An 18777-nucleotide genomic window follows, 5' to 3' on the forward strand; every position below is an offset into this window, starting at 1 on the left:
TAACCATGTATGATTTTGCAATTATCGGTTCAGGAGTAGCTGGAGCTACCTTAGCTAAAGAATTAAGTGAGAAATATAGAGTGGCAGTAATAGAAAAAGGAAAGAATCCAAGTTATGCTTCAGAAGGTAAAAATATAGAGATAAATTATGCTTATGGCTTAGGGGGAAGTGCAGTTTATTCCTTAGGAAACGCTATGAAGATGGATATTAAGGGCTATAAAATAGATAATGATATATATAAAGAAATTTGGGAAGAGCTAAAAATTAAAGCCCCAGAAGATGATTTCTTAAATGATATTGACAAAAAATTTATTGAATTAGGGTTTAAAAAGATGGAAAAGTTTATTGACTTCAACAAATGTAATAAGTGTGGGGAATGTGCAAGAAAGCTATGTAAGGCAAAATGGACACCTTTAAATTATTTGAAACAGTCAAAAGCAGACATAATTACTGAATTTAATATAAAAACTATAAAATATGATGGCAATTATGAAATTTTAGATGAAAATGGCAGAAAAATTAAAGCTAAAAATATAATAATCTCTGCTGGTGGAATAAATAGTCCAAGAATTTTGAAAAAATTAATTGATGATGAAAATATTGGAAAAAATCTCTTTGTAGATACTTTTGTAACTGTTGGAGGAATTTTAGAAGATAGCTATTTAAATAAAGATATATCCATGCTTGTTTATAAGAGATACAAAAATTTCATATTGGCTACTCATTATTCAAAACTCTTACTTAGCGAAATAAAAAAAGATTATAAAGATGTGAAAGAAAAAGATATTGTAGGGATTATGATAAAGATTAAAGATGAAAATAATGGGGAAGTTTTAGATAACGAGGTCAAAAAAGAAATAACTAAGGAAGATTTTAAAACTCTTGTAAGAGGTGTAGGTAAAGCAACAAAATATTTATACAAGTTGGGTGTTGATGATATATTCACAACTATACCAAGAGGCTCACATCCCGGAGGCAGTTTAAGTTTAGTTGTTGATGAATTTGAAGTTAAAGAGGGATTGTATGTTTGCGACGCTTCTATATTTAAGGAAGCTTTAGGAGTTCCACCAATCGTCTCAATTATCGCATTAGCTAAGAAATTCGCAAGAGAGATTTTATAAATGGATACATTAATACATAATTATATTATTTTATAGGGTGGGATAGCATGGGAATCTTTGATGTCATCTCTGGATTATTTAAAAAGAAGCCAAAAATTGCCTACGCAAAGTCACAAAGTGTTGATTTAATTGAACTAAAAAAGCATCCTTATTATATAGTAGCGTCAGTTGAGTTAGGGAATACAACAACAAAAGCAATTATAACAGCCACAAATATGGATACGGGCAAAACATACATTGTTAGTAAGCATGTAAAAATGACAAGAGATGTTAGAAAGCCAAAAAAGGGAGAAGAAGTTTTTGGAGAAACTTTATGGGGTGTTAAATTAACAAGAGAAGCAGTTTCAGATATGGTCAAAGAAGTTTTATTAGAAAGTTTAAAGAAAGCCGGGCTAACTGTTGATGACTTACACTTTGTTGTCAGAAGTACTGGGGTTACTGCTGGTTTTGCATCTCCAGAAGAAGTTGGAGAGATGATTATTGCTTTAGCCCAAGGATGTATGAAAGCTGGTGTCCCCCCAGCAAAGATGACACCAGCAATGACTAAGGAGCAGATACCAAAACCATTTGACAAATACTCTTTTTTAGATAAAATTATCTTTGATGGAGCAGTTACTGGAGTTCTCCCTCCTACAGGAAAAGAAGTTGTTGCTAATGAAATGGAAGGAGAGCTTGTAACAGCAGGAATAAAGGTTGGAAGTAAATGGACTAATGTAGATTTCAGAAACCCATGTATGAGTATTGACTTTGGAACTACATTAGCTGGAAGAATTACAAATGAAGCTTTGCCTTATGCAAAGGTTATTGGAAATTTATGTGGGTTAGCTGGAGGTATAGCAGATGCAATTGCAAGAGGTTCTGGAAAAATAGATGAAAAAACAGGAGCAGCTTTAGATTTATCAAATATTAAAGGAAAACCAAATGAAGAATTAGCGAGAGAATATGCCGAAGAAATACACAAATATATAATCATTAGAGAAGTTCCAAAGGGTGTTGATAGATTTGGGACTGTTCCAGTAGACCCAAAATCAGCTGAAAAAGCAGGAACTACACTTATTGGATGTGATGTTGGTAAAAATGGTAGTGATTTAATAAAGTTAGAAGAGTTAGGAAGAGAGTTGGTAGAAAAAAGCGATATTCCAACATTGATGTGTTGCTTAGATTATGTTATGAGTGAAGTTGTTAGAAGATTGGTGGAGTTAGCTTATGAGAAAGGACTAATTTGTGAAAAATCGGCTATTGGAATCACTGGAAGGGCAGGAATTACTGGAAAAAAGCCAGAGTTAATTATAGAAAAACTTAAAACCTTAGAAATTTGGGATAAAGTTGAGGAAAATGTTGTGTTTGTTGAAGATGGGTTAGCTTTAGGAGCTTCAGTTATGGCAAGATGTATGAACTGTTTAGGAACACCTTCAGTACCTATTGGGGGCGTTAGAGGAGGAGGGTGTATATTAGGTCTAAGAAGAAAATGGCAAAAAGAAAGGGGAATGATAAGAGATTAACATGGTAAAATTAATGTTATCTTTAATTTTTTATATTCTGTAAATTTGTTCTGTAAAAGGTTAAAGGTTGTTTTGGGCGTAAAACCCCTCCCCATCATTATATTAAATATCCCCAATATCGAACATTCAAATTAAAAATAGACATTCTAATGCCCCCACGTAGTAATATTATTAACCGAACCCCTATATATATTTTTTCATTTTCGAAAAATGTGAAAAATTAATATCCACAAGTTACGCAATTTTCAATGTTGTTAATTTATCAACATATATACAAATGTATAAATTAAGGGATAATATGAAGTTAAAATTAAAGGTTCCACAATGGCATTATTCTCTATTAACCGACTATGAAAGATTAGCAATCTTTAAAAACGCTATAGAGAGAATTGTAGATAAAGATGATGTTGTCTTTGATTTAGGCACTGGCAGTGGAATTTTAGCAATGATTGCTGCAAAAAAAGCAAAAAAAGTTTATGCTATTGAGTTAGACCCATTCACTTATGATTATGCAAAGGAAAACATAAAAGTTAATGGATTCAATAACATTGAGATTATTGAAGGAGATGCAACAACCTACAACTTTAAAGAGAAAGCTGATGTAATTATAGCCGAGCTTTTAGACACTGCTTTAATTACTGAACCGCAAGTTAAGGTTATAAATTCAATAATAGAAAGAGGTTTTTTAAAAGAAGATGCTAAAATTATTCCAGCTAAGACAATATCAACTATACAACTTGTAGAGGCAAAAATGAACCATATCTATTATGATGAAGATATTAAATCAGAGGAAGTTTCTGAAGAGGTTATTTATGAGGAAGTTAATTTCTATAAGATAAATCCTATTGAAGTAAGCTATAATATAGAGTTAGAGCTTGAAAAAAGCTGTGAAAACTTAGGAATAAAGCTAAGGACATACACAATATTAGATGACAAACATGTAGCAGGACAAACACCAATGTTAAACCCTCCATTGGTAATTCCATTAAATAGAAGTGTAGATGAAGGAAAGGTTAGGATAAATTTATCATACAGAAGAGGAGGAGATTTGGAAAGTATAAAAGTAGATTTGGGATAACTATGATAAATGAAGTGGTTGTAGCAACAAGGAAAAATAATAGAGACAACAAAGCCCCAATTGGTGTTTATTTTAAAGATAAAAAAGTTATTATGCATCTTTTTTTTGGCTCTCATACTTATGAAAATCTTTTAACTGAAGATTATTTTTCAGTTAATATAGTTCCACCAATTGAAATAGCAAAGGCAGTTTTAGATGATAATGATGAATATCTTTATTATGACAACATCCCTTATTTAAAAAACTCTTATTATACTATATTTTATAAAGTTGTTAAAAGGGAATTTGTTGAGAGAGATGATAAATTTGGAAAAAACAGATTGATGATTGTAGAAGGGGAAGAGATAAAAAGAATATATTTAGATAAAGTTCCAAAGCCATACAATAGAGCAGATGGATTATTGGTTGAGATGGCAGTTATTTATTCAAGATTGGCTAACAAAAACATAAAAATTGATGAAGATGACAAAAAAGAGATGGAAAAAGAAATGAAGAAATATTTCTCAATAATTAAAAAAGTTGGTGGTAGAGAGCATAAACAATTGGCTGAAATTATGCTAAGGAATTTAAATTTACTTTAAATCCATAAGCTTCCAAATCTCTTTTAGAGTGTCAATATCAACCTGCCCAGGGGCAGAGCTTTTCCCTTTGTAAGAAGCAAAGGTTAATATTGAGCCAAAATAAACCCCTAAGATTCTTGTTAGTTTTCCTTTCTCACCCATTCCAATGCCAATAATCTTTCCAGGATATTTATTTATAACTTCTAAAATATTGAGAACATCTTCCTTACTGTTTGCCATTGTTGCAAATTTTGCTATATCTCCAATGCTAAGAGCTTTTTCAACGACATCTATTAATTCTTCCTTTGAAGGGGTTTTTTCAAAATCATGATAAGAGATTATAATCTTTGTTTTTGAACCAATTTCATCTCTAAATTTTACAAGTTCTTTATTTTTCTCTTCTCTCAACTCAATATCAACAAATTTAGCATTGCATTCAATTGCCTTTTTTATTAAGTTTAATCTTTCCTCCTTATTTCCTTTCCAATAACCACCTTCCCAATCCGGTCTAACGGTTATTATGCAAGGATATTTAGCAAATTTCTCTATATCATCTTCATTTACTTCTTTAAGCATATCTATCCTAAATTCAACAATATCTGCTATTTCTAAATACTTTTCAGCTGTTTTTATTGCTTTTTCTACACTATCTTCAACTACTGGTAGGCATATCATATTATCTACCTTTCTTTTTTGATTTATATAAAATAAAAGACAAAATATTTTAAAATTTAGTGCAATATAAAATTAAAGCTAAAAAATAGAAAAATTTATTCTTCCTCTTCTGAACTCATAAATTTATAGAAATCACCATATTCAACCTGGCTCTCTTTGCTCATTAACTTATCAATGGATTTCTTCATAATCATTGCATATAAGTCAATTAAATCCCTATACTTAACTTCTGGCAACCCAGTATAGACAAATAGAACTTTCTTAAAGCCCCCTCTTGTAGCATTATCTACTAAATATAAAGATAAAGCTTCAGTTAATGGCTCAACTGGTGGATAACCCTTACCTAAAGGAACTCTCTTCTTATAGAATCTCTTTCCATATTTTAATCCTATAACTTGTGAAAACCTGAAGTGCATTATATAATCTGATATTTTATCCATTCTTTTGAAAATCTTTAGCCACCAATCAACATCTGCCTTTTCAGCTGCTTCATCTAAATCATCCTTCTCATAAACACCCAATTCATTTAAGAATATATTTTCTAACTGTAGTGATGGAATGATTTTTATATCTTCCTCTTTAGCTGCTTTTATTAACTCTTCAAGCTCATCTAATGTTCCAAACTCACCAATGTTTGTTGCTGGCTCTGGGGAGTAAATTATATCATTATTAACTTCACTGAATTTCTTTAAAACATCCAAGTGGTAGTTTAAATCATCCCCCACTCTTTTTCCAAGATGGTAGTTGTATATCTCAGCCCCACATAATGTAGCTTTTTCTATGGCTGAAAGGTGAGCTTTTAATCCTTTCTCTGATGATAAGCTGTAATATGGACCGTGAGCTAAGATTGAAGTGAAATATTCCTTACTTAACTTTTTATAACTCTCATAGTATCCAGATGGTAATCTTCTTGATAACACTGCTGGTGGAATTTCTGTAATTCTTGTCCCCAATAATGCTGCCTGTTTTAATGTTGATAAAGCATTATAGGTCCCCCACTCAAAGAGTATCATTCTCTCACCTAAAAAATATTTGCTTAATCAAATTTCTTTTTTAATGGCGCAAGATGTTCAGTTAAAGTATTTAGTATTAAATTTAGCTCTTCCCTAAGTGCCTCTCTATCAACACTGTCTGATTTTATATATTTTCCCAAGTCCTTTAAATATGTTGTTGTAGCGATTATATAATTTAAGTCATGATTTATCTTAACATTTCCAAATAATGGGATTTTAAACATATTTTTAAAATCTGTTTGATACATAACTAAAACATCATTCGGCTCAACTAACTCATTTTTAATAACCGCCTCAAAGGTTAAAATTGCTTGAGAACCAATAATCTTTGATGTTATCCCTTCAACCTTTCTATCGACTATAACTCTAAGCATATATAACACAGGATGATTTATGAATTTGAAGGTTAAGCTATGTGAGCTTTCTGTTGGTGAGTTAATTTCTATTAAAACTGCTCCTTTTTTATACATAAAGTTTATTAGCTCTCCAACAAATATTTCATCAATACTACTTGTAAATTCTCTTGAATGTGTTATTTTTTTAGCTAAATCAAAAATTCCCATTATTCCACCTTTCTATATACTTCTAAATATTCAGAAAGTGCTGAAATTATTGTATTAATATCCTCATTTAATTTTTCCCAGTTAATTTCTAAGGTATCAAAGTCAATATAGTCATTTATTAATAAGTAAGTTGCACAATTTACAAAAGTATAATAGCCGTCATAATCATATCTAATACTTCCAATATTTGAAAGTTTTTGAGATAAATAACCTTTCAATCCCAATCCAAATAAAGATGGGGGAATTCCCTTAATCATAACTCCATAAGAAAACTCAATAAACATTCTTGCCCCTATAACTTTAACATCTGTTAAAGAATGAGGTAAAACTTCTGCTAAAATTTTAACTCTATCCCAGTTTTCCAAATGCTCAAATAAAAAATAATGGAAATTTCCATCTGAAGCAATATCCATCAATACATAGCCATTATCAGTTAGAGTTGTTATTACTGCCCCTAAGAAAACTTCATCTATGTATGTCGCTTTGTTCTCTTCATTTTTTAGTTTCCATCCTTTTTTAATCAATTCTACAAATTTTTTGTTCATAAAATCACCAAATATTCCATATTAAAATTTTTAATAAGATAAAGTATATATAACAAGTTATTAAAATTATTAATTAGATATTTATTTCTAAGGTATATATAAATTTCTACTGTATTACTGTATAGAAGTTTAAAATTTTATATTAATTTTATGTATAAAAATTTATTTATTTAAATATATGGGTGAAAAAATGAATTTGATATGGATTTTACTAATCGGATTTGCTGTTATAGGGCTGTTAATCCTCATGGCTGGGTTGTGGATAATAAAAAAAATTCTATTTCCAAAAAAGAAACCTAAGCCATACAAGATAAGAGGTGGTGGAAAAGCTCATCATATTGGTGGTGGAAGCTATGATGTTTATCACCATCATTATGTAACAAAGGATGTTTATGTTCATGATGATGATTACGATTACTATGATGAAAAAGACAGAAAGAGGGATGATAAAGATGATTTAATAGATAAAGCCGTTGCTTTTGGAACTGGAGCTATTGCTGGCTATGGAGTGGCAGAATATGGGGAAGAAATTAAAGAAGATATTGAGGAGATTATAAGAGAAGGAGAAGAAGTTGTTGATGATGTTGTAGATGAGATTGAAGATGCTGTAGATGACTTCATAGATGACGATGGAAGTGATGATGACTACTAATAGGAGGGGGATTATGAAAAAGATTGTTATTGCAATAATATTATCAATATCAATAGCAGTATTATTTGCTGGATGTGTTTCAGAAGAGGGTGGAAACTATGAAGAAACAAAAGGTGGTGAAAAAGTTATAAGCTCACTATTGGATGTTGTTCCAAAATCTTCTGAAAAGGTAGTATATACTGAAACTGAAGGTTTCATTAATTTGTTAGGAGAAGATAGCAAAATTGTAAATGCCTATAAAAAGTTAATTGGAAAGTATGGTTTAAGTGTGGATGATATAGAATATACAATTCAGGCAGATAATGCCTACATATTAAAAGGTTATGGTTTAGATGAGTATAAATTTATGGATGAATTGGGGCTAAATTATAAAGAAAAAAATTACAAAGGAGCAAATATACTTGTAAATGAAGATTATGGCTATGCTGTTGCAAAATATAAAAATTATTTAATTCATGGAAATGTGGATGATGTAGAAAGAGTTATAGATACTTTAAGTGGAGATTATCCAGCAATAACAGAAAAAGATGAAATTAAAAAAATATTGGAGAATGTGGATGATGATTATGCAGTAGCAAACATTGAAGAAGGAAATAATGCCTATTACGGAGCTTTCATATATCCTAAAGGAAGGGATGTGAAGTTTGAAATAGTTATCGTCTTTGATAATATAGATGATGCAAAAGAACAATATCAGTATATGAAAGAAGAGTTAGAGAATGAAAAAAGTGATGGGAATATTAAAGATTATGACATAGAAAGAGATGGAAATGTAGTTGTAGCCGATATCATAATGAGTAAAGATGAGTTTTTAGGAGAGTATGCTGATTCCTTAGGATTAAATTTAGGAGATATTGAAAATAATGCTGAAAATCAATATGAACAAACATACCAAAATGAAGAAAATGAAAAAGAGGAATATAAGAATAAAAATACCGAGAAAGTTAATGTTGGAGAGCCATTTAATTTAATCCCTTCAGTATTCTGGGCAAGTTACGTTGATGTAGATAAATTTAGTAATGTGGTTAAAGGAGGATATGGTTATGAAAAACTTAAAGATGTTTTAAAATGCTATGGGCTAACACCAGATGATATTGAGTTTTATTTGAGCATAGCACCTGCCGCAAATGTAATAAAAACTAATAAACTTAATGCTTATGATTACTTAAAAAGATTGGGATGTGAGTATAAAGAAGAAAATTACAAAGGGGCTACTTTATTAATATACAAATCACCATTCTCAGCTTTGGATGAAAATGAAGCAGTTACCAACTATAGAGGATACTTCATATTTGGGTTGGAAGATAATGTAAAAAATATAATAGATGCCATAAATGGAGAAACTTCTTTGATGATTGAGAATGATAATATAAAAGAGATTATAAGTGAGATATCAAAAGGATACTTTGCGTTTAAGCTATATGATTTATTTGACTCCGATGGAGGAGAGTTTTACTATGAAGATGGAAATGATGTTGTAATTAAAGGACTCTGGATAGCTATGGATGAAGATTATGCAAATAAAAGAGCAAACATTATAAAAGAAGATTATGAAAGCAATGGATATAATGATTATAATGTAAAAGTTGAAGGAAATAGAGTTATCTCAGAGCTTAGAATTAGTAAGGAAGAATTTGCTGATTATTATGGAGATGAACTTGCAGATGTTCATTGGTTAGGGTTGCATGAACTTGAAAACTGTAAGAGCAGTGCTGAAACTGAAGAATTGGCTAATAATGAAGAACAAGCCAATATAGAACAGCAGATAGAAGAACAACAAACCAACATGGAAGAACAGAAAGAACAGCAGTTCGAAAATAAAGAAACTAATGTTTATGAACTACCATTAACATGGAAAGAAGTTGAAGTTGCAGGAATGGATGGAGTTATGTTTGACTTTGGAAGTAAAAAAGTAACTTTTAATGATATATATGAATACAGCCATTATACATCTGATTTTGAAGATCCAATAATAATTGATGGAAATAGATTATGGAGTTTTGGAGATTTTGGAGGAATCTATGGAAATTACTATATCTGGAAAAGTGTTGATGAAGGATGGGGATTTGATGCTGAAGTTGATGATATATACTTAGCAGAGATGCCTTATAATGTAAAGGCAATGTGTTATGATATGTATGGAGCAGGGTGGTTTATAGCAGATGATAATGGGAAAATACATCATGTAATCTTTGAGGAATACAATGAAACAACAGATAAAACTGGAAATGTAAAAATATACTTATTAAAACCAAAAGTTGATGTTGTAGTAGCAAACTTAGATGTTGATGAATTGATGGCTGGAATCTCTAACAACGGAAAAAATTATAAGATTGTCTTAGGTTGGAAAGGAAACAAACTCTATTTAATAACAATGGATGCTAAAAAGTTTGAGGATTGGGCTTATAACATCCAATATACAAAAGGATATTCAGAACCATTTCCAAATGTAAAAATTAAGGAGTTTGATTTTGATGGCAATATAATAGATGCAAGAGGAGAATATGGTGCAGGAAACTATCAAAATTATATAGTTGTGGCAACAAATAATGGACTTTATATAATAACGGTTGAAAATAGAGAACCAGATGAGTTCAAAATAACTGATGCGTTAAAAACAAACATAAAGGTTTATGCCTTTGATGTATATTCAGGAAAGTTGGCTTGCTCAGATGGAAATAATGTATATTATACCGACATTAAAAGCAGATACGAATCAGAAAATTCAGACAGATATGTTTATTACTTTGGAAGAAACTATGAAGGGGCTTTATCTTTAAGTGGAGTAACTGGATTGTCAATAACAACAAACTATAATGAATTTGGAACGCAGTTAAAGGTCGCTGGAAATGGATATATTAAAACATACAACTTCGAATTTGAATCAAAAAAAGATGCTGAAGGAAACTACCTGTATGATGAAAACGGCGACCCAATATACATAGTCAAATTTGTGCCAAAGATTGTATATTATGATGGTGAGGTTTATGACAAATACTATGATATAAATGTTCCATTTGCTGGAAAGTATATATATAGAGAAGATTGGGGAAATTCAAAAAGTGGTAGAGTAGCATTTAGAGTTTATACAACCGATAACAAACTTTATCTATTTGGAACTGCATGGGGATAAATTCCACTTTATAAATCTTTTTATATTAACCAAACAATTATATACAATCAAAACATAATAACTAAAATATACCAAAATTTTGGTGGGATTATGAAATTCAAAAGCGATATTATGCTAAAGCCTATAATAATTGGGGGAGTTATTGGAGGAATTTTGGGTTCTATTTGTAATTGTTGTTGTATTATGAATCTTGTTGCAGGGGCAATAACCGCACACTTTATAAAAGAATCAGGAGCTATGTTAGATACTGAAAGTTACGCGTTAGCAGGAGGAATTAGTGGAGCAATTGCAGGAGTCATAAGCGGAATATTGGGAACAATATTTGCAATGTTTATAAATATTCCATTTGCAAGTAGTTCAGAAGAAATGATGGCTTCAATGGGTTTAACAATGATTAGTGGAGTATTGAGCATAATATTTGGCATAATTTTTGGAGCAATTATGGGAGCTGTTGGAGCTATATTGTATCTAAAAGTTAAAGAGTAAGGGATTAATTATGAAAAAATACTACATTATTGGGTTAATAATTTTTTCTATTTTTTATCTTGGTTTATTTTTAGCACCATACTCTGCTTACTTAGGGGAAAGTTCAAATTTTTGGAATTTTGTATCTTTTATACTCTACACAATATATTCAACAATATGTCATCAAATGCCGCAAAGAAGTTACTTTATTTTTGAACATAAAATGGCGGTTTGTGCAAGATGCTTTGGGATTTATACAGGCTTTTTAATTGGAATGTTTATTTACCCATTTTTAAAAAAATTAAACGACTTTAAAACTCCAAATAAATGGTATTTAATAATTGCATTAACACCGTTGGTAGTTGATGGTACTACCCAACTAATTGGATTGAGAGAGAGTTTTAATGAATTAAGGTTTGTAACTGGCTTTATTGCTGGATTTGTGGGAGTTTTTTATATTTTACCAACATTTTTAGAAGCAATATATAAATATAACCACAAAAAATAATCGTAAAAATGCAAATTTTTGATAGAATATAATTTTGCAATCTTAGAGAGGGATAATAATGATAATCAAAAAAATTAAGGAATTAACAAAAGAAGAGGAAGAAAAAATAATTAATAGGAATAAAGCTAACTTTGAGGAAATATTGCCAACAGTGATGGAGATTTTGAAAGACGTTAAAGAAAAGGGGGATGAAGCATTAAAATATTACACAAAAAAGTTTGATGGTGTAGAAATAGAAGATTTTAAAGTTACAGAAGAAGAAATAGAGGAGGCATATAACTCAGTAGATTACAAAATTATTGAGGCAATAGAAAAAGCTAAGGAAAACATTTATTTCTTCCACAAAAAGCAAATGGAGCAAATAAAAGATTTAAATGTTAAAAATAATGGAATAATTTTAGGACAAGTTGTTAGAGCAATAGAAAAAGTTGGATGCTATGTTCCTGGAGGAAGGGCTTTCTATCCTTCAACTGTTTTAATGACAACAATCCCTGCAAAAGTAGCTGGGTGTAGAGAGATATATATAACTTCCCCACCAACAAAAGAAGGGAAAGGAAATCCTGCCACATTAATAGCAGGAGATATTGTTGGAGTTTCAGCTATTTATAAAGTTGGAGGAGTTCAGGCTATAGGGGCTTTAGCTTATGGAACAGAAACAATTCCAAAGGTTGATATTATTGTAGGGCCTGGAAATATATATGTAACAACAGCCAAAAAAATAGTTTATGGAGAAGTTGCTATAGATTTCTTAGCAGGTCCTTCAGAGGTTTTAATTATTGCTGATGAAACAGCAGATTCAGAGTTTGTTGCTTTAGACTTTATTGCTCAAGCTGAACACGACCCTAATGCCTCTTGCATAATAACAACAACATCTGAAAAGAAAGCAGAGGAAATTAAAAATAAAATATTTGATGAGATAGAAAAAGCTGAAAGAAAAGAGATTATTTTAAAAGCCTTAGAATACTCTGCCATATTAATTGGTGATTTAGAAGAGTGTATTGAATTCTCAAATAAATACGCCCCAGAACATTTGGAAATATTAACCAAAAACCCAGAAGAAGTTTTAAATAAAATTAAACATGCTGGAAGTGTATTTTTAGGAGAGTATAGCCCAGTTCCTGTTGGAGATTATGCTTCTGGGACTAATCATGTTTTACCAACTTCACAATTTGCAAGAATGAGTTCTGGTTTGAATGTGGAGACATTTTTAAAGAAAATAACATTCCAAAAATTGGATAAAGAAAGCTTAAAAAATATTGCTGATATTGTTATAACATTAGCTGAAGCTGAAGGGTTGTTTGGACATGCTGAAGCCGTCAGAAGAAGACTAAAATAAGTTTTTGTGTGATGGTTATGACATCATTAATCTTATTAATTTTATTTGAAAGAAGGAAACTGTAAATAGAACAGCTAATAGAACAGTTGTGGTTGAAAGAGATAACAACCTATTGGGAACTGCCGCAGCTGTTGCTGGTGGAGTTATAGCTGGAGAGCTAATAGCTGATGCTATAGATGGTATGGTAGAGGGAGATATTGGAGAAAACATAGAAGAAGGAATAGAAAATGTTAGTGAAACAATAACTGATGCTGTTGATGATTTCACTGACTTTGGAGGATTTTAAGATATATAATAAAATAAAATCTATAATCTTTAAATCTATAATCTTCTACAAAAATCAACTCATACTTTTAAAGTTTTTATATCCTAAATTACACAATTCTTAATGTGAGAGCATGGAAATTGGGATAAGTATAGAAGCAGAAAACAAAGTTGGAGTTTTACACAAACTTACGGGAATTCTTTCTGAGTTAGGGGGGAATATAACTTATACTCAACAATTTATTAAAAATGATGGTGAAACTGGCTTTATTTATATGGAAGTTGAAGGTATTAAAGATATAGATGAACTAAAGAGAAGAATGGAAAGTTGTGAGTATGTAAAGAGCTTTGAAATTCATAGCTCATTAAAAAAGATTTATGGTAAGAGGGTTATTATTATTGGCGGAGGAGCTCAAGTGGCTGAAGTTGCAAGAGGAGCCATAAGTGAAGCAGACAGGCATAATATAAGGGGAGAGAGGATTAGTGTCGATACTCTCCCAATAGTTGGTGAAGACAATTTATATGAGGCAGTTAAGGCGGTGGCAACTCTACCAAGAGTGGGAATTTTGGTTTTAGCTGGCTCTTTAATGGGAGGGAAGATAACTGAAGCAGTTAAAGAGTTAAAGGAAAAGACAGGCATTCCAGTAATAAGCTTAAAGATGTTTGGTTCTGTCCCTAAGGTTGCTGATTTAGTTGTTGGAGACCCTCTACAAGCAGGAGTTTTGGCAGTTATGGCAATTGCTGAAACAGCAAAATTTGACATAAATAAGGTTAAAGGGAGAGTTTTATGATTGTCTTCAAAAATGCAAGGATTATTGATGTATATACTGGAGAAGTTGTTAAAGGGAATGTTGCATTTGAAAAAGATAAAATATCATTTGTAGATTTAAATAATGAAATTGATAAAATAATTGAAAAAACAAAAAAAGAAGTTAAAGTTATTGACTTAAAAGGTAAATATCTATCACCAACATTTATAGATGCTCATATCCATATAGAATCTTCCCATCTCATCCCATCAGAGTTTGAAAAATTTGTGTTAAAAAGTGGAGTTAGCAAAGTAGTTATAGACCCGCATGAAATAGCAAATATTGCTGGAAAAGAAGGAATTTTATTTATGTTGAATGATGCCAAAATTTTGGATGTTTATGTTATGCTTCCTTCTTGTGTTCCAGCTACAAACTTAGAGACGAGTGGGGCAGAAATTACAGCAGAAGATATTGAAGAACTCATCCTTTTAGATAAGGTTTTGGGTTTAGGAGAGGTTATGAACTATCCTTCAGTAATAAATGAAGATGAAAAGATGTTAAAAAAGATAGAAGTGGCTAAAAAATACAATAAATTAATAGATGGGCATTGTCCAAAGTTAAGGGGCTATGAGTTAAACAAATATATATCTCACGGAATTATGAGCGACCATGAGAGTGTTGATGAAGATGAAGCTTTAGAAAAGCTTAGGTTGGGATTAAAATTAATGGTTAGGGAAGGAACAGCATCAAAAAACATCTATTTGCTTAATATATGCAAAAAGATAAAAGATTTTAGAAATATAATGTTAGTTAGTGATGATGTCTGTGTTAGAGACTTAGACGGCCATATGCTAAATATTTTAAGGAAAGCCACCAACTACGTTTCCCCAATTGAAGCCATTCAAATGGTTACAATTAATCCAGCAAATTATTTTGGGTTTGATGTTGGAATTAAAGCTGGAAATGAGGCAAGTTTTGTAATTTTTGAAGATTTGGAGAATTTTAAAGTTTATGATATTGTTATAAAAGGAAGATTTTTAGATGATGTTTTAAATGAGCTAAATAAAAATAAAAAAAGAAAGATTCCTGAAAAGCTCATGAATACCTTAAGATACCCATATAAAAACGAAGGCGATTTTTTAATTAAAGGGATTGATTACAAAGAGAGAGATGGATTTGTTAGGGTAATAAAACCATTAAAAGATTCTTTAATAACTGAAGAACTAATATTTAGTGTTGAGGAAGTGAAAATATTACTAAATGAAAATGCAATAAATAAAATATTCGTTATAGAGAGACATAAAAATACTGGAAATATTGGAAAGGGTTTAATATACAACTTCTTAGAAGAGGGAGTTTTAGCGTCTTCCTATGCTCACGATTCCCATAATGTAATAGCCATAGGAAATAATGAGAAAGATTTGGCATTAGCTGTAAATAAATTAAAAGATATTGGTGGAGGATTTATAGCTGTTAAAGATGGAAAAATTGTTGAATGTCTTCCATTATCTGTTGGAGGGATAATGGGAGATGATGGAAAATATGTATTTGAGAAGATTAACGCTTTGTATAAAAAAATAGAAAATTGGAGTTCTTTTGATAATCCATTCTTGAGCATGAGCTTCTTTTCCCTTCCAGTAATTCCAGAGTTAAAAATAACTGATAAAGGTTTAGTTAAAAATATGCAGTTAGTTGATTTATTTATCTAATTTATAGAGTGTTTTTCAAAGTTATTAAAATTTTTTGATGAACTTATAAGCCCTTCGGGCTTATATAATTACCTTATTTCTCATTATATTTTGAAAAACACTCTATTTAATCTCCCTTACCTTCAATCTCTATAACTTTTACATAGATTGGATGTTCTTTAAGTTGCTGATAAACTTTTTCAGCAGCTCTTCTTGACCTTGCTAACATAACAAAAGCAACATCCCCACTGTATCTTGCTTCTGTAAATGATAAGATATCCCCTCTTGCTATACCTTCCCCAATTATTTTTCTAATTAAATCTTCATACTTTGTAGCATGTTTTTCAGGAATATTCAGCAAAACACCATAAATCATTTTTCCCACCCCAAATTTTTTATTTATTCAGAAACCTTCAAAATTCCAATTGTATCATTAGCTTTCTTAGCTATATCTAAGTCAAATAAAGCAATTGTTGGCAATAGCCAACTAAACCAATATCTTGGCTCACCATCTTTTGTTTCCCCATAGTAAGCAAATGATAACCTTCCAAATCCGGTCTCTTTTTCAACCTTTCTTGCACTTCTTATAAACCTTCTTGCAACGTTTGGAAGCTCATCATAAGATAGTGGCTTTCCTCCAACCCCATTTTGCATGGAAAGTTCTGAGCTAATTCCAACATTTTTTATGGCTTTAATTAAGTTTCCTAATTTGTTCTTTTTGAAGAAAGCTAACAATAATGCAGCAGCTGGAACTCTTAAAACTTCTGTATTTTTCTCATCTTCATCTCTTAATTGGCAGACAATATATGCCCTTCCCATCTCCATCTCTATGTGTGCATATAATTCAGTGTTCTTTGGTAATTCTTCGAGAACTTCAATAACTTCGTATTCCTTTCCATCTTTTGAGAACTTATCTCCAGCTTTTCTTTCATCCAACTCAACAGTAAAGTATGTTTCCTTCCCATCTATTTTACCAAATATTAAGTCAAATCCCCATCTTTTCAATGATTTTAACTTAAATTCCCTCTCTTTCTCTGGATTTCCCAATGTTTCAAAAACTAAAGTATTTATTATTTCTACTTCTTTTGCATCTACTGCCAAAATATCACCTTTTATTTATAATAATTTTTTTAAATTAAATTTTTGTTTTACAGTATAATAATGTGTTTGAAGTTCTATAAATATTTTTCTATAATTGGCAGATTTATAAATTTGTTTAATTATATTCATTGATAAAAAATATAAATGAAAATAGTATATAACATCCTTTAGGTGATGGTTATGAGATACAAGAAAGTGCCAGTAAAAAAGATAGTTAATAAGATTATTGATGAATGTGATGTCATCTTATTAGTTTTAGATGCAAGAGACCCTGAGATGACAAGAAACAGAGAGTTGGAGAAAAAAATTAAAGCCAAAGGGAAAAAACTAATTTATGTTTTAAATAAAGCTGATTTAGTTCCAAAAGATATTTTAGAAAGATGGAAAAAAATTTTTGGAGAAAATACAGTATTTGTATCTGCTAAAAGAAGATTAGGGACAAAAATTTTAAGAGAGATGATAAAAAAATCTTTAAAAGAAATGGGTAAAAAAGAAGGAAAAGTTGGAATTGTTGGTTATCCAAACGTTGGAAAATCCTCTATTATTAACGCATTAACCGGGAAGAGAAAGGCATTAACTGGAAGTGTAGCTGGTTTAACTAAAGGAGAGCAGTGGGTTAAACTAACAAAAAATATTAAGCTTATGGACACTCCTGGAGTTTTGGAGATGAGAGATGAAGATGATTTGGTTATAAGTGGAGCTTTGAGATTAGAAAAAGTAGAAAACCCTATCCCTCCAGCTCTAAAAATTTTGAGTAGGATAGATAATTTTGATAACTCAATAATAAAAGAATATTTTGGCGTTGATTATGAAAAAGTTGATGAGGAACTGTTAAAAAAGATTGGTAATAAAAGAGGGTATTTAACTAAAGGCGGAGAGGTAGATTTAATTAGAACAGCAAAAACAGTTATAAAAGAGTATCAAGATGGGAAACTCAACTACTACAAAGTAGATTTAAAGAAATATGGGCAAGATAGAGATAGAGATATCTCATTCATAACAAAACATTTGAAAGATTTCCCATTTATTGAAGATGCTAAAATGATTATAACTCATTTAAAAGATTTTGATGAATTATATAAAAAGATAAAAAAACCTGTCTTAGGTTTTGAAGAAATAGATGGAAATATAGTTGTTATATCTTTTGGGGAGAAAACAAGAGATGCTTGTAGAAAGAAAGTAGAAAATCTGTGTAAAGAGAAAGATATAGAGATTTTTTCGAAGTTTGGAGATAAAATTGGAGCTAACAATATCTATGTAGCTGTTGGTAAAGCTAAATAAAAACTACCATAACCTATTTATATTTTAATTATAATCAATTTGTCATTAATGATAATGATAAATTGTTAATAAAGTATCGGTGGCATCATGATTAAAAAAATGGCAAGGAAGAAGTGCATTCATGTTATGCTTGTTTATACTGGTGGATGTAACGCATGCGATATCGAAGTTGTTAATGCTGTGTTTTCACCTTTTTATGATGCTGAACAGTATAATGTTTTTTTAACATTTAATCCAAGAGAAGCTGATATTTTAGTTGTTACTGGCTGTGTTACCAAGGTCGTTGCTGAATCTTTAAGAAAAATTTATGAAAAGATTCCAGAGCCAAAAGCAGTTGTTGCTGTAGGGGCTTGTGCATTAATGGGGGGAGTTTATAAAAACATTGGAGGAGATTTAGGAACTTCAGATTTTGTAGCTGGGCCTGTTGAAAATATAATTCCAGTTGATGTTAAAGTACCTGGCTGTGCCCCAAGACCTGAAGATATTATAGCTGGGATAGTTAAAGCTCTACCAAAGGTTATTGAAGGAAAATAAGATTTTTTA

20 protein-coding genes are annotated in these 18777 nt (G+C 30.8%); 14 read left to right on the forward strand and 6 right to left on the reverse strand.

Annotated elements, in window-relative coordinates; all coding sequences use genetic code 11:
- Nucleotides 1-5 precede the first annotated feature (5 nt).
- The 4 genes from JH146_RS02900 (at nucleotide 6) to JH146_RS02915 (ending at nucleotide 4282) form a co-directional block, all read left to right on the forward strand.
- The gene (locus tag JH146_RS02900; RefSeq protein ID WP_048201612.1) at nucleotides 6-1121 is read left to right on the forward strand and encodes an NAD(P)-binding protein; all 1116 of its coding nucleotides are present in this window, start codon (nucleotides 6-8) and stop codon (nucleotides 1119-1121) included.
- A gap of 47 nt (nucleotides 1122-1168) precedes the next feature.
- The gene (locus JH146_RS02905) at nucleotides 1169-2623 is read left to right on the forward strand and encodes a methanogenesis marker 14 protein (protein ID WP_048201613.1); all 1455 of its coding nucleotides are present in this window, start codon (nucleotides 1169-1171) and stop codon (nucleotides 2621-2623) included.
- Between the two features lie 298 nt (nucleotides 2624-2921).
- The gene (locus JH146_RS02910; RefSeq protein WP_048201614.1) at nucleotides 2922-3701 is read left to right on the forward strand and encodes a 50S ribosomal protein L11 methyltransferase; all 780 of its coding nucleotides are present in this window, start codon (nucleotides 2922-2924) and stop codon (nucleotides 3699-3701) included.
- 2 nt (nucleotides 3702-3703) lie between these two features.
- A complete protein-coding gene (locus tag JH146_RS02915) occupies nucleotides 3704-4282 on the forward strand; it encodes a DUF447 domain-containing protein (protein ID WP_048201615.1) in 579 nt (192 codons plus the stop codon).
- Here JH146_RS02915 and aroD read toward each other — a convergent pair.
- From aroD to JH146_RS02935, 4 genes are all read right to left on the reverse strand, one after another.
- Entirely contained in the window at nucleotides 4274-4936 is a 663-nt protein-coding gene (gene aroD / locus JH146_RS02920) for a type I 3-dehydroquinate dehydratase (protein ID WP_048201616.1), read from the reverse strand. The genes JH146_RS02915 and aroD overlap by 9 nt on opposite strands.
- Nucleotides 4937-5031: 95 nt before the next feature.
- Entirely contained in the window at nucleotides 5032-5949 is a 918-nt protein-coding gene (locus JH146_RS02925) for an apurinic/apyrimidinic endonuclease family protein (protein WP_048201617.1), read from the reverse strand.
- A 23-nt stretch (nucleotides 5950-5972) separates the two neighbouring features.
- The gene (locus tag JH146_RS02930; protein WP_048201618.1) at nucleotides 5973-6512 is read right to left on the reverse strand and encodes a hypothetical protein; all 540 of its coding nucleotides are present in this window, start codon (nucleotides 6510-6512) and stop codon (nucleotides 5973-5975) included.
- Nucleotides 6512-7057, reverse strand: a complete 546-nt coding sequence (locus tag JH146_RS02935; protein ID WP_048201619.1) for a hypothetical protein — start codon at nucleotides 7055-7057, stop codon at nucleotides 6512-6514. The genes JH146_RS02930 and JH146_RS02935 overlap by 1 nt, the downstream gene beginning before the upstream one ends.
- A 190-nt stretch (nucleotides 7058-7247) precedes the next feature.
- Between JH146_RS02935 and JH146_RS02940 the strand changes: the two genes are divergently transcribed.
- The 8 genes from JH146_RS02940 (at nucleotide 7248) to ade (ending at nucleotide 15873) form a co-directional block, all read left to right on the forward strand.
- Nucleotides 7248-7709 (forward strand): hypothetical protein, encoded by a 462-nt coding sequence (locus JH146_RS02940; protein WP_048201620.1) that lies wholly within the window; start codon nucleotides 7248-7250, stop codon nucleotides 7707-7709.
- Between the two features lie 13 nt (nucleotides 7710-7722).
- Complete coding sequence (locus tag JH146_RS02945) at nucleotides 7723-10842, forward strand: hypothetical protein (protein ID WP_048201621.1); 3120 nt, start codon at nucleotides 7723-7725, stop codon at nucleotides 10840-10842.
- A gap of 90 nt (nucleotides 10843-10932) precedes the next feature.
- On the forward strand, nucleotides 10933-11328 hold the full coding sequence (locus JH146_RS02950; RefSeq protein WP_052352069.1) for a hypothetical protein: 396 nt from the start codon (nucleotides 10933-10935) through the stop codon (nucleotides 11326-11328).
- A gap of 10 nt (nucleotides 11329-11338) precedes the next feature.
- Nucleotides 11339-11815: a DUF2085 domain-containing protein gene (locus JH146_RS02955; protein ID WP_173400805.1), complete on the forward strand. Its 477-nt coding sequence runs from the start codon at nucleotides 11339-11341 to the stop codon at nucleotides 11813-11815.
- A 58-nt stretch (nucleotides 11816-11873) separates the two neighbouring features.
- Nucleotides 11874-13151 carry a histidinol dehydrogenase gene (hisD, locus tag JH146_RS02960; protein WP_048201623.1) on the forward strand — a complete coding sequence of 426 codons (1278 nt, stop codon included), beginning with the start codon at nucleotides 11874-11876 and terminating at the stop codon, nucleotides 13149-13151.
- A gap of 88 nt (nucleotides 13152-13239) precedes the next feature.
- Nucleotides 13240-13437, forward strand: coding sequence for a hypothetical protein (locus tag JH146_RS08630; RefSeq protein ID WP_153232489.1), 198 nt, complete (start codon nucleotides 13240-13242; stop codon nucleotides 13435-13437).
- 112 nt (nucleotides 13438-13549) lie between these two features.
- The gene (locus JH146_RS02970) at nucleotides 13550-14206 is read left to right on the forward strand and encodes a DUF5612 domain-containing protein (protein ID WP_048201624.1); all 657 of its coding nucleotides are present in this window, start codon (nucleotides 13550-13552) and stop codon (nucleotides 14204-14206) included.
- Nucleotides 14203-15873: an adenine deaminase gene (ade, locus tag JH146_RS02975; RefSeq protein WP_173400806.1), complete on the forward strand. Its 1671-nt coding sequence runs from the start codon at nucleotides 14203-14205 to the stop codon at nucleotides 15871-15873. The genes JH146_RS02970 and ade overlap by 4 nt, the downstream gene beginning before the upstream one ends.
- A 106-nt stretch (nucleotides 15874-15979) precedes the next feature.
- Here the strand turns inward: ade and JH146_RS02980 are convergent, their stop codons facing one another.
- Together JH146_RS02980 and JH146_RS02985 are read right to left on the reverse strand one after the other, a co-directional pair.
- Nucleotides 15980-16228, reverse strand: a complete 249-nt coding sequence (locus JH146_RS02980; protein ID WP_048201625.1) for a hypothetical protein — start codon at nucleotides 16226-16228, stop codon at nucleotides 15980-15982.
- Between the two features lie 23 nt (nucleotides 16229-16251).
- Complete coding sequence (locus JH146_RS02985; RefSeq protein ID WP_048201626.1) at nucleotides 16252-16953, reverse strand: TIGR00703 family protein; 702 nt, start codon at nucleotides 16951-16953, stop codon at nucleotides 16252-16254.
- 180 nt (nucleotides 16954-17133) lie between these two features.
- Between JH146_RS02985 and JH146_RS02990 the strand changes: the two genes are divergently transcribed.
- A complete protein-coding gene (locus tag JH146_RS02990; RefSeq protein ID WP_048201627.1) occupies nucleotides 17134-18234 on the forward strand; it encodes a GTPase in 1101 nt (366 codons plus the stop codon).
- Between the two features lie 87 nt (nucleotides 18235-18321).
- Nucleotides 18322-18768: an NADH-quinone oxidoreductase subunit B family protein gene (locus JH146_RS02995; RefSeq protein WP_048201628.1), complete on the forward strand. Its 447-nt coding sequence runs from the start codon at nucleotides 18322-18324 to the stop codon at nucleotides 18766-18768.
- Nucleotides 18769-18777 lie beyond the last annotated feature (9 nt).

The organism is Methanocaldococcus bathoardescens (genome assembly GCF_000739065.1).
GTDB classification, from domain to species: domain Archaea; phylum AGJL01; class Methanococci; order Methanococcales; family Methanocaldococcaceae; genus Methanocaldococcus; species Methanocaldococcus bathoardescens.

Excerpts from the sequence above, each read along its gene's own strand:
- JH146_RS02995 (WP_048201628.1), top strand. The coding sequence starts at position 18,322 with ATGATTAAAAAAATGGCAAGGAAGAAGTGCATTCATGTTATGCTTGTT.
- JH146_RS02950 (WP_052352069.1), top strand. The coding sequence starts at position 10,933 with ATGAAATTCAAAAGCGATATTATGCTAAAGCCTATAATAATTGGGGGA.
- JH146_RS02980 (WP_048201625.1), bottom strand. The coding sequence starts at position 16,228 with ATGATTTATGGTGTTTTGCTGAATATTCCTGAAAAACATGCTACAAAG.
- JH146_RS02940 (WP_048201620.1), top strand. The coding sequence starts at position 7,248 with ATGAATTTGATATGGATTTTACTAATCGGATTTGCTGTTATAGGGCTG.
- JH146_RS02955 (WP_173400805.1), top strand. The coding sequence starts at position 11,339 with ATGAAAAAATACTACATTATTGGGTTAATAATTTTTTCTATTTTTTAT.
- JH146_RS02945 (WP_048201621.1), top strand. The coding sequence starts at position 7,723 with ATGAAAAAGATTGTTATTGCAATAATATTATCAATATCAATAGCAGTA.
- JH146_RS02915 (WP_048201615.1), top strand. The coding sequence starts at position 3,704 with ATGATAAATGAAGTGGTTGTAGCAACAAGGAAAAATAATAGAGACAAC.
- JH146_RS02910 (WP_048201614.1), top strand. The coding sequence starts at position 2,922 with ATGAAGTTAAAATTAAAGGTTCCACAATGGCATTATTCTCTATTAACC.
- JH146_RS02935 (WP_048201619.1), bottom strand. The coding sequence starts at position 7,057 with ATGAACAAAAAATTTGTAGAATTGATTAAAAAAGGATGGAAACTAAAA.
- aroD (WP_048201616.1), bottom strand. The coding sequence starts at position 4,936 with ATGATATGCCTACCAGTAGTTGAAGATAGTGTAGAAAAAGCAATAAAA.
- JH146_RS02925 (WP_048201617.1), bottom strand. The coding sequence starts at position 5,949 with ATGATACTCTTTGAGTGGGGGACCTATAATGCTTTATCAACATTAAAA.
- ade (WP_173400806.1), top strand. The coding sequence starts at position 14,203 with ATGATTGTCTTCAAAAATGCAAGGATTATTGATGTATATACTGGAGAA.
- JH146_RS02905 (WP_048201613.1), top strand. The coding sequence starts at position 1,169 with ATGGGAATCTTTGATGTCATCTCTGGATTATTTAAAAAGAAGCCAAAA.
- JH146_RS02930 (WP_048201618.1), bottom strand. The coding sequence starts at position 6,512 with ATGGGAATTTTTGATTTAGCTAAAAAAATAACACATTCAAGAGAATTT.
- JH146_RS02900 (WP_048201612.1), top strand. The coding sequence starts at position 6 with ATGTATGATTTTGCAATTATCGGTTCAGGAGTAGCTGGAGCTACCTTA.
- hisD (WP_048201623.1), top strand. The coding sequence starts at position 11,874 with ATGATAATCAAAAAAATTAAGGAATTAACAAAAGAAGAGGAAGAAAAA.
- JH146_RS02990 (WP_048201627.1), top strand. The coding sequence starts at position 17,134 with ATGAGATACAAGAAAGTGCCAGTAAAAAAGATAGTTAATAAGATTATT.
- JH146_RS02970 (WP_048201624.1), top strand. The coding sequence starts at position 13,550 with ATGGAAATTGGGATAAGTATAGAAGCAGAAAACAAAGTTGGAGTTTTA.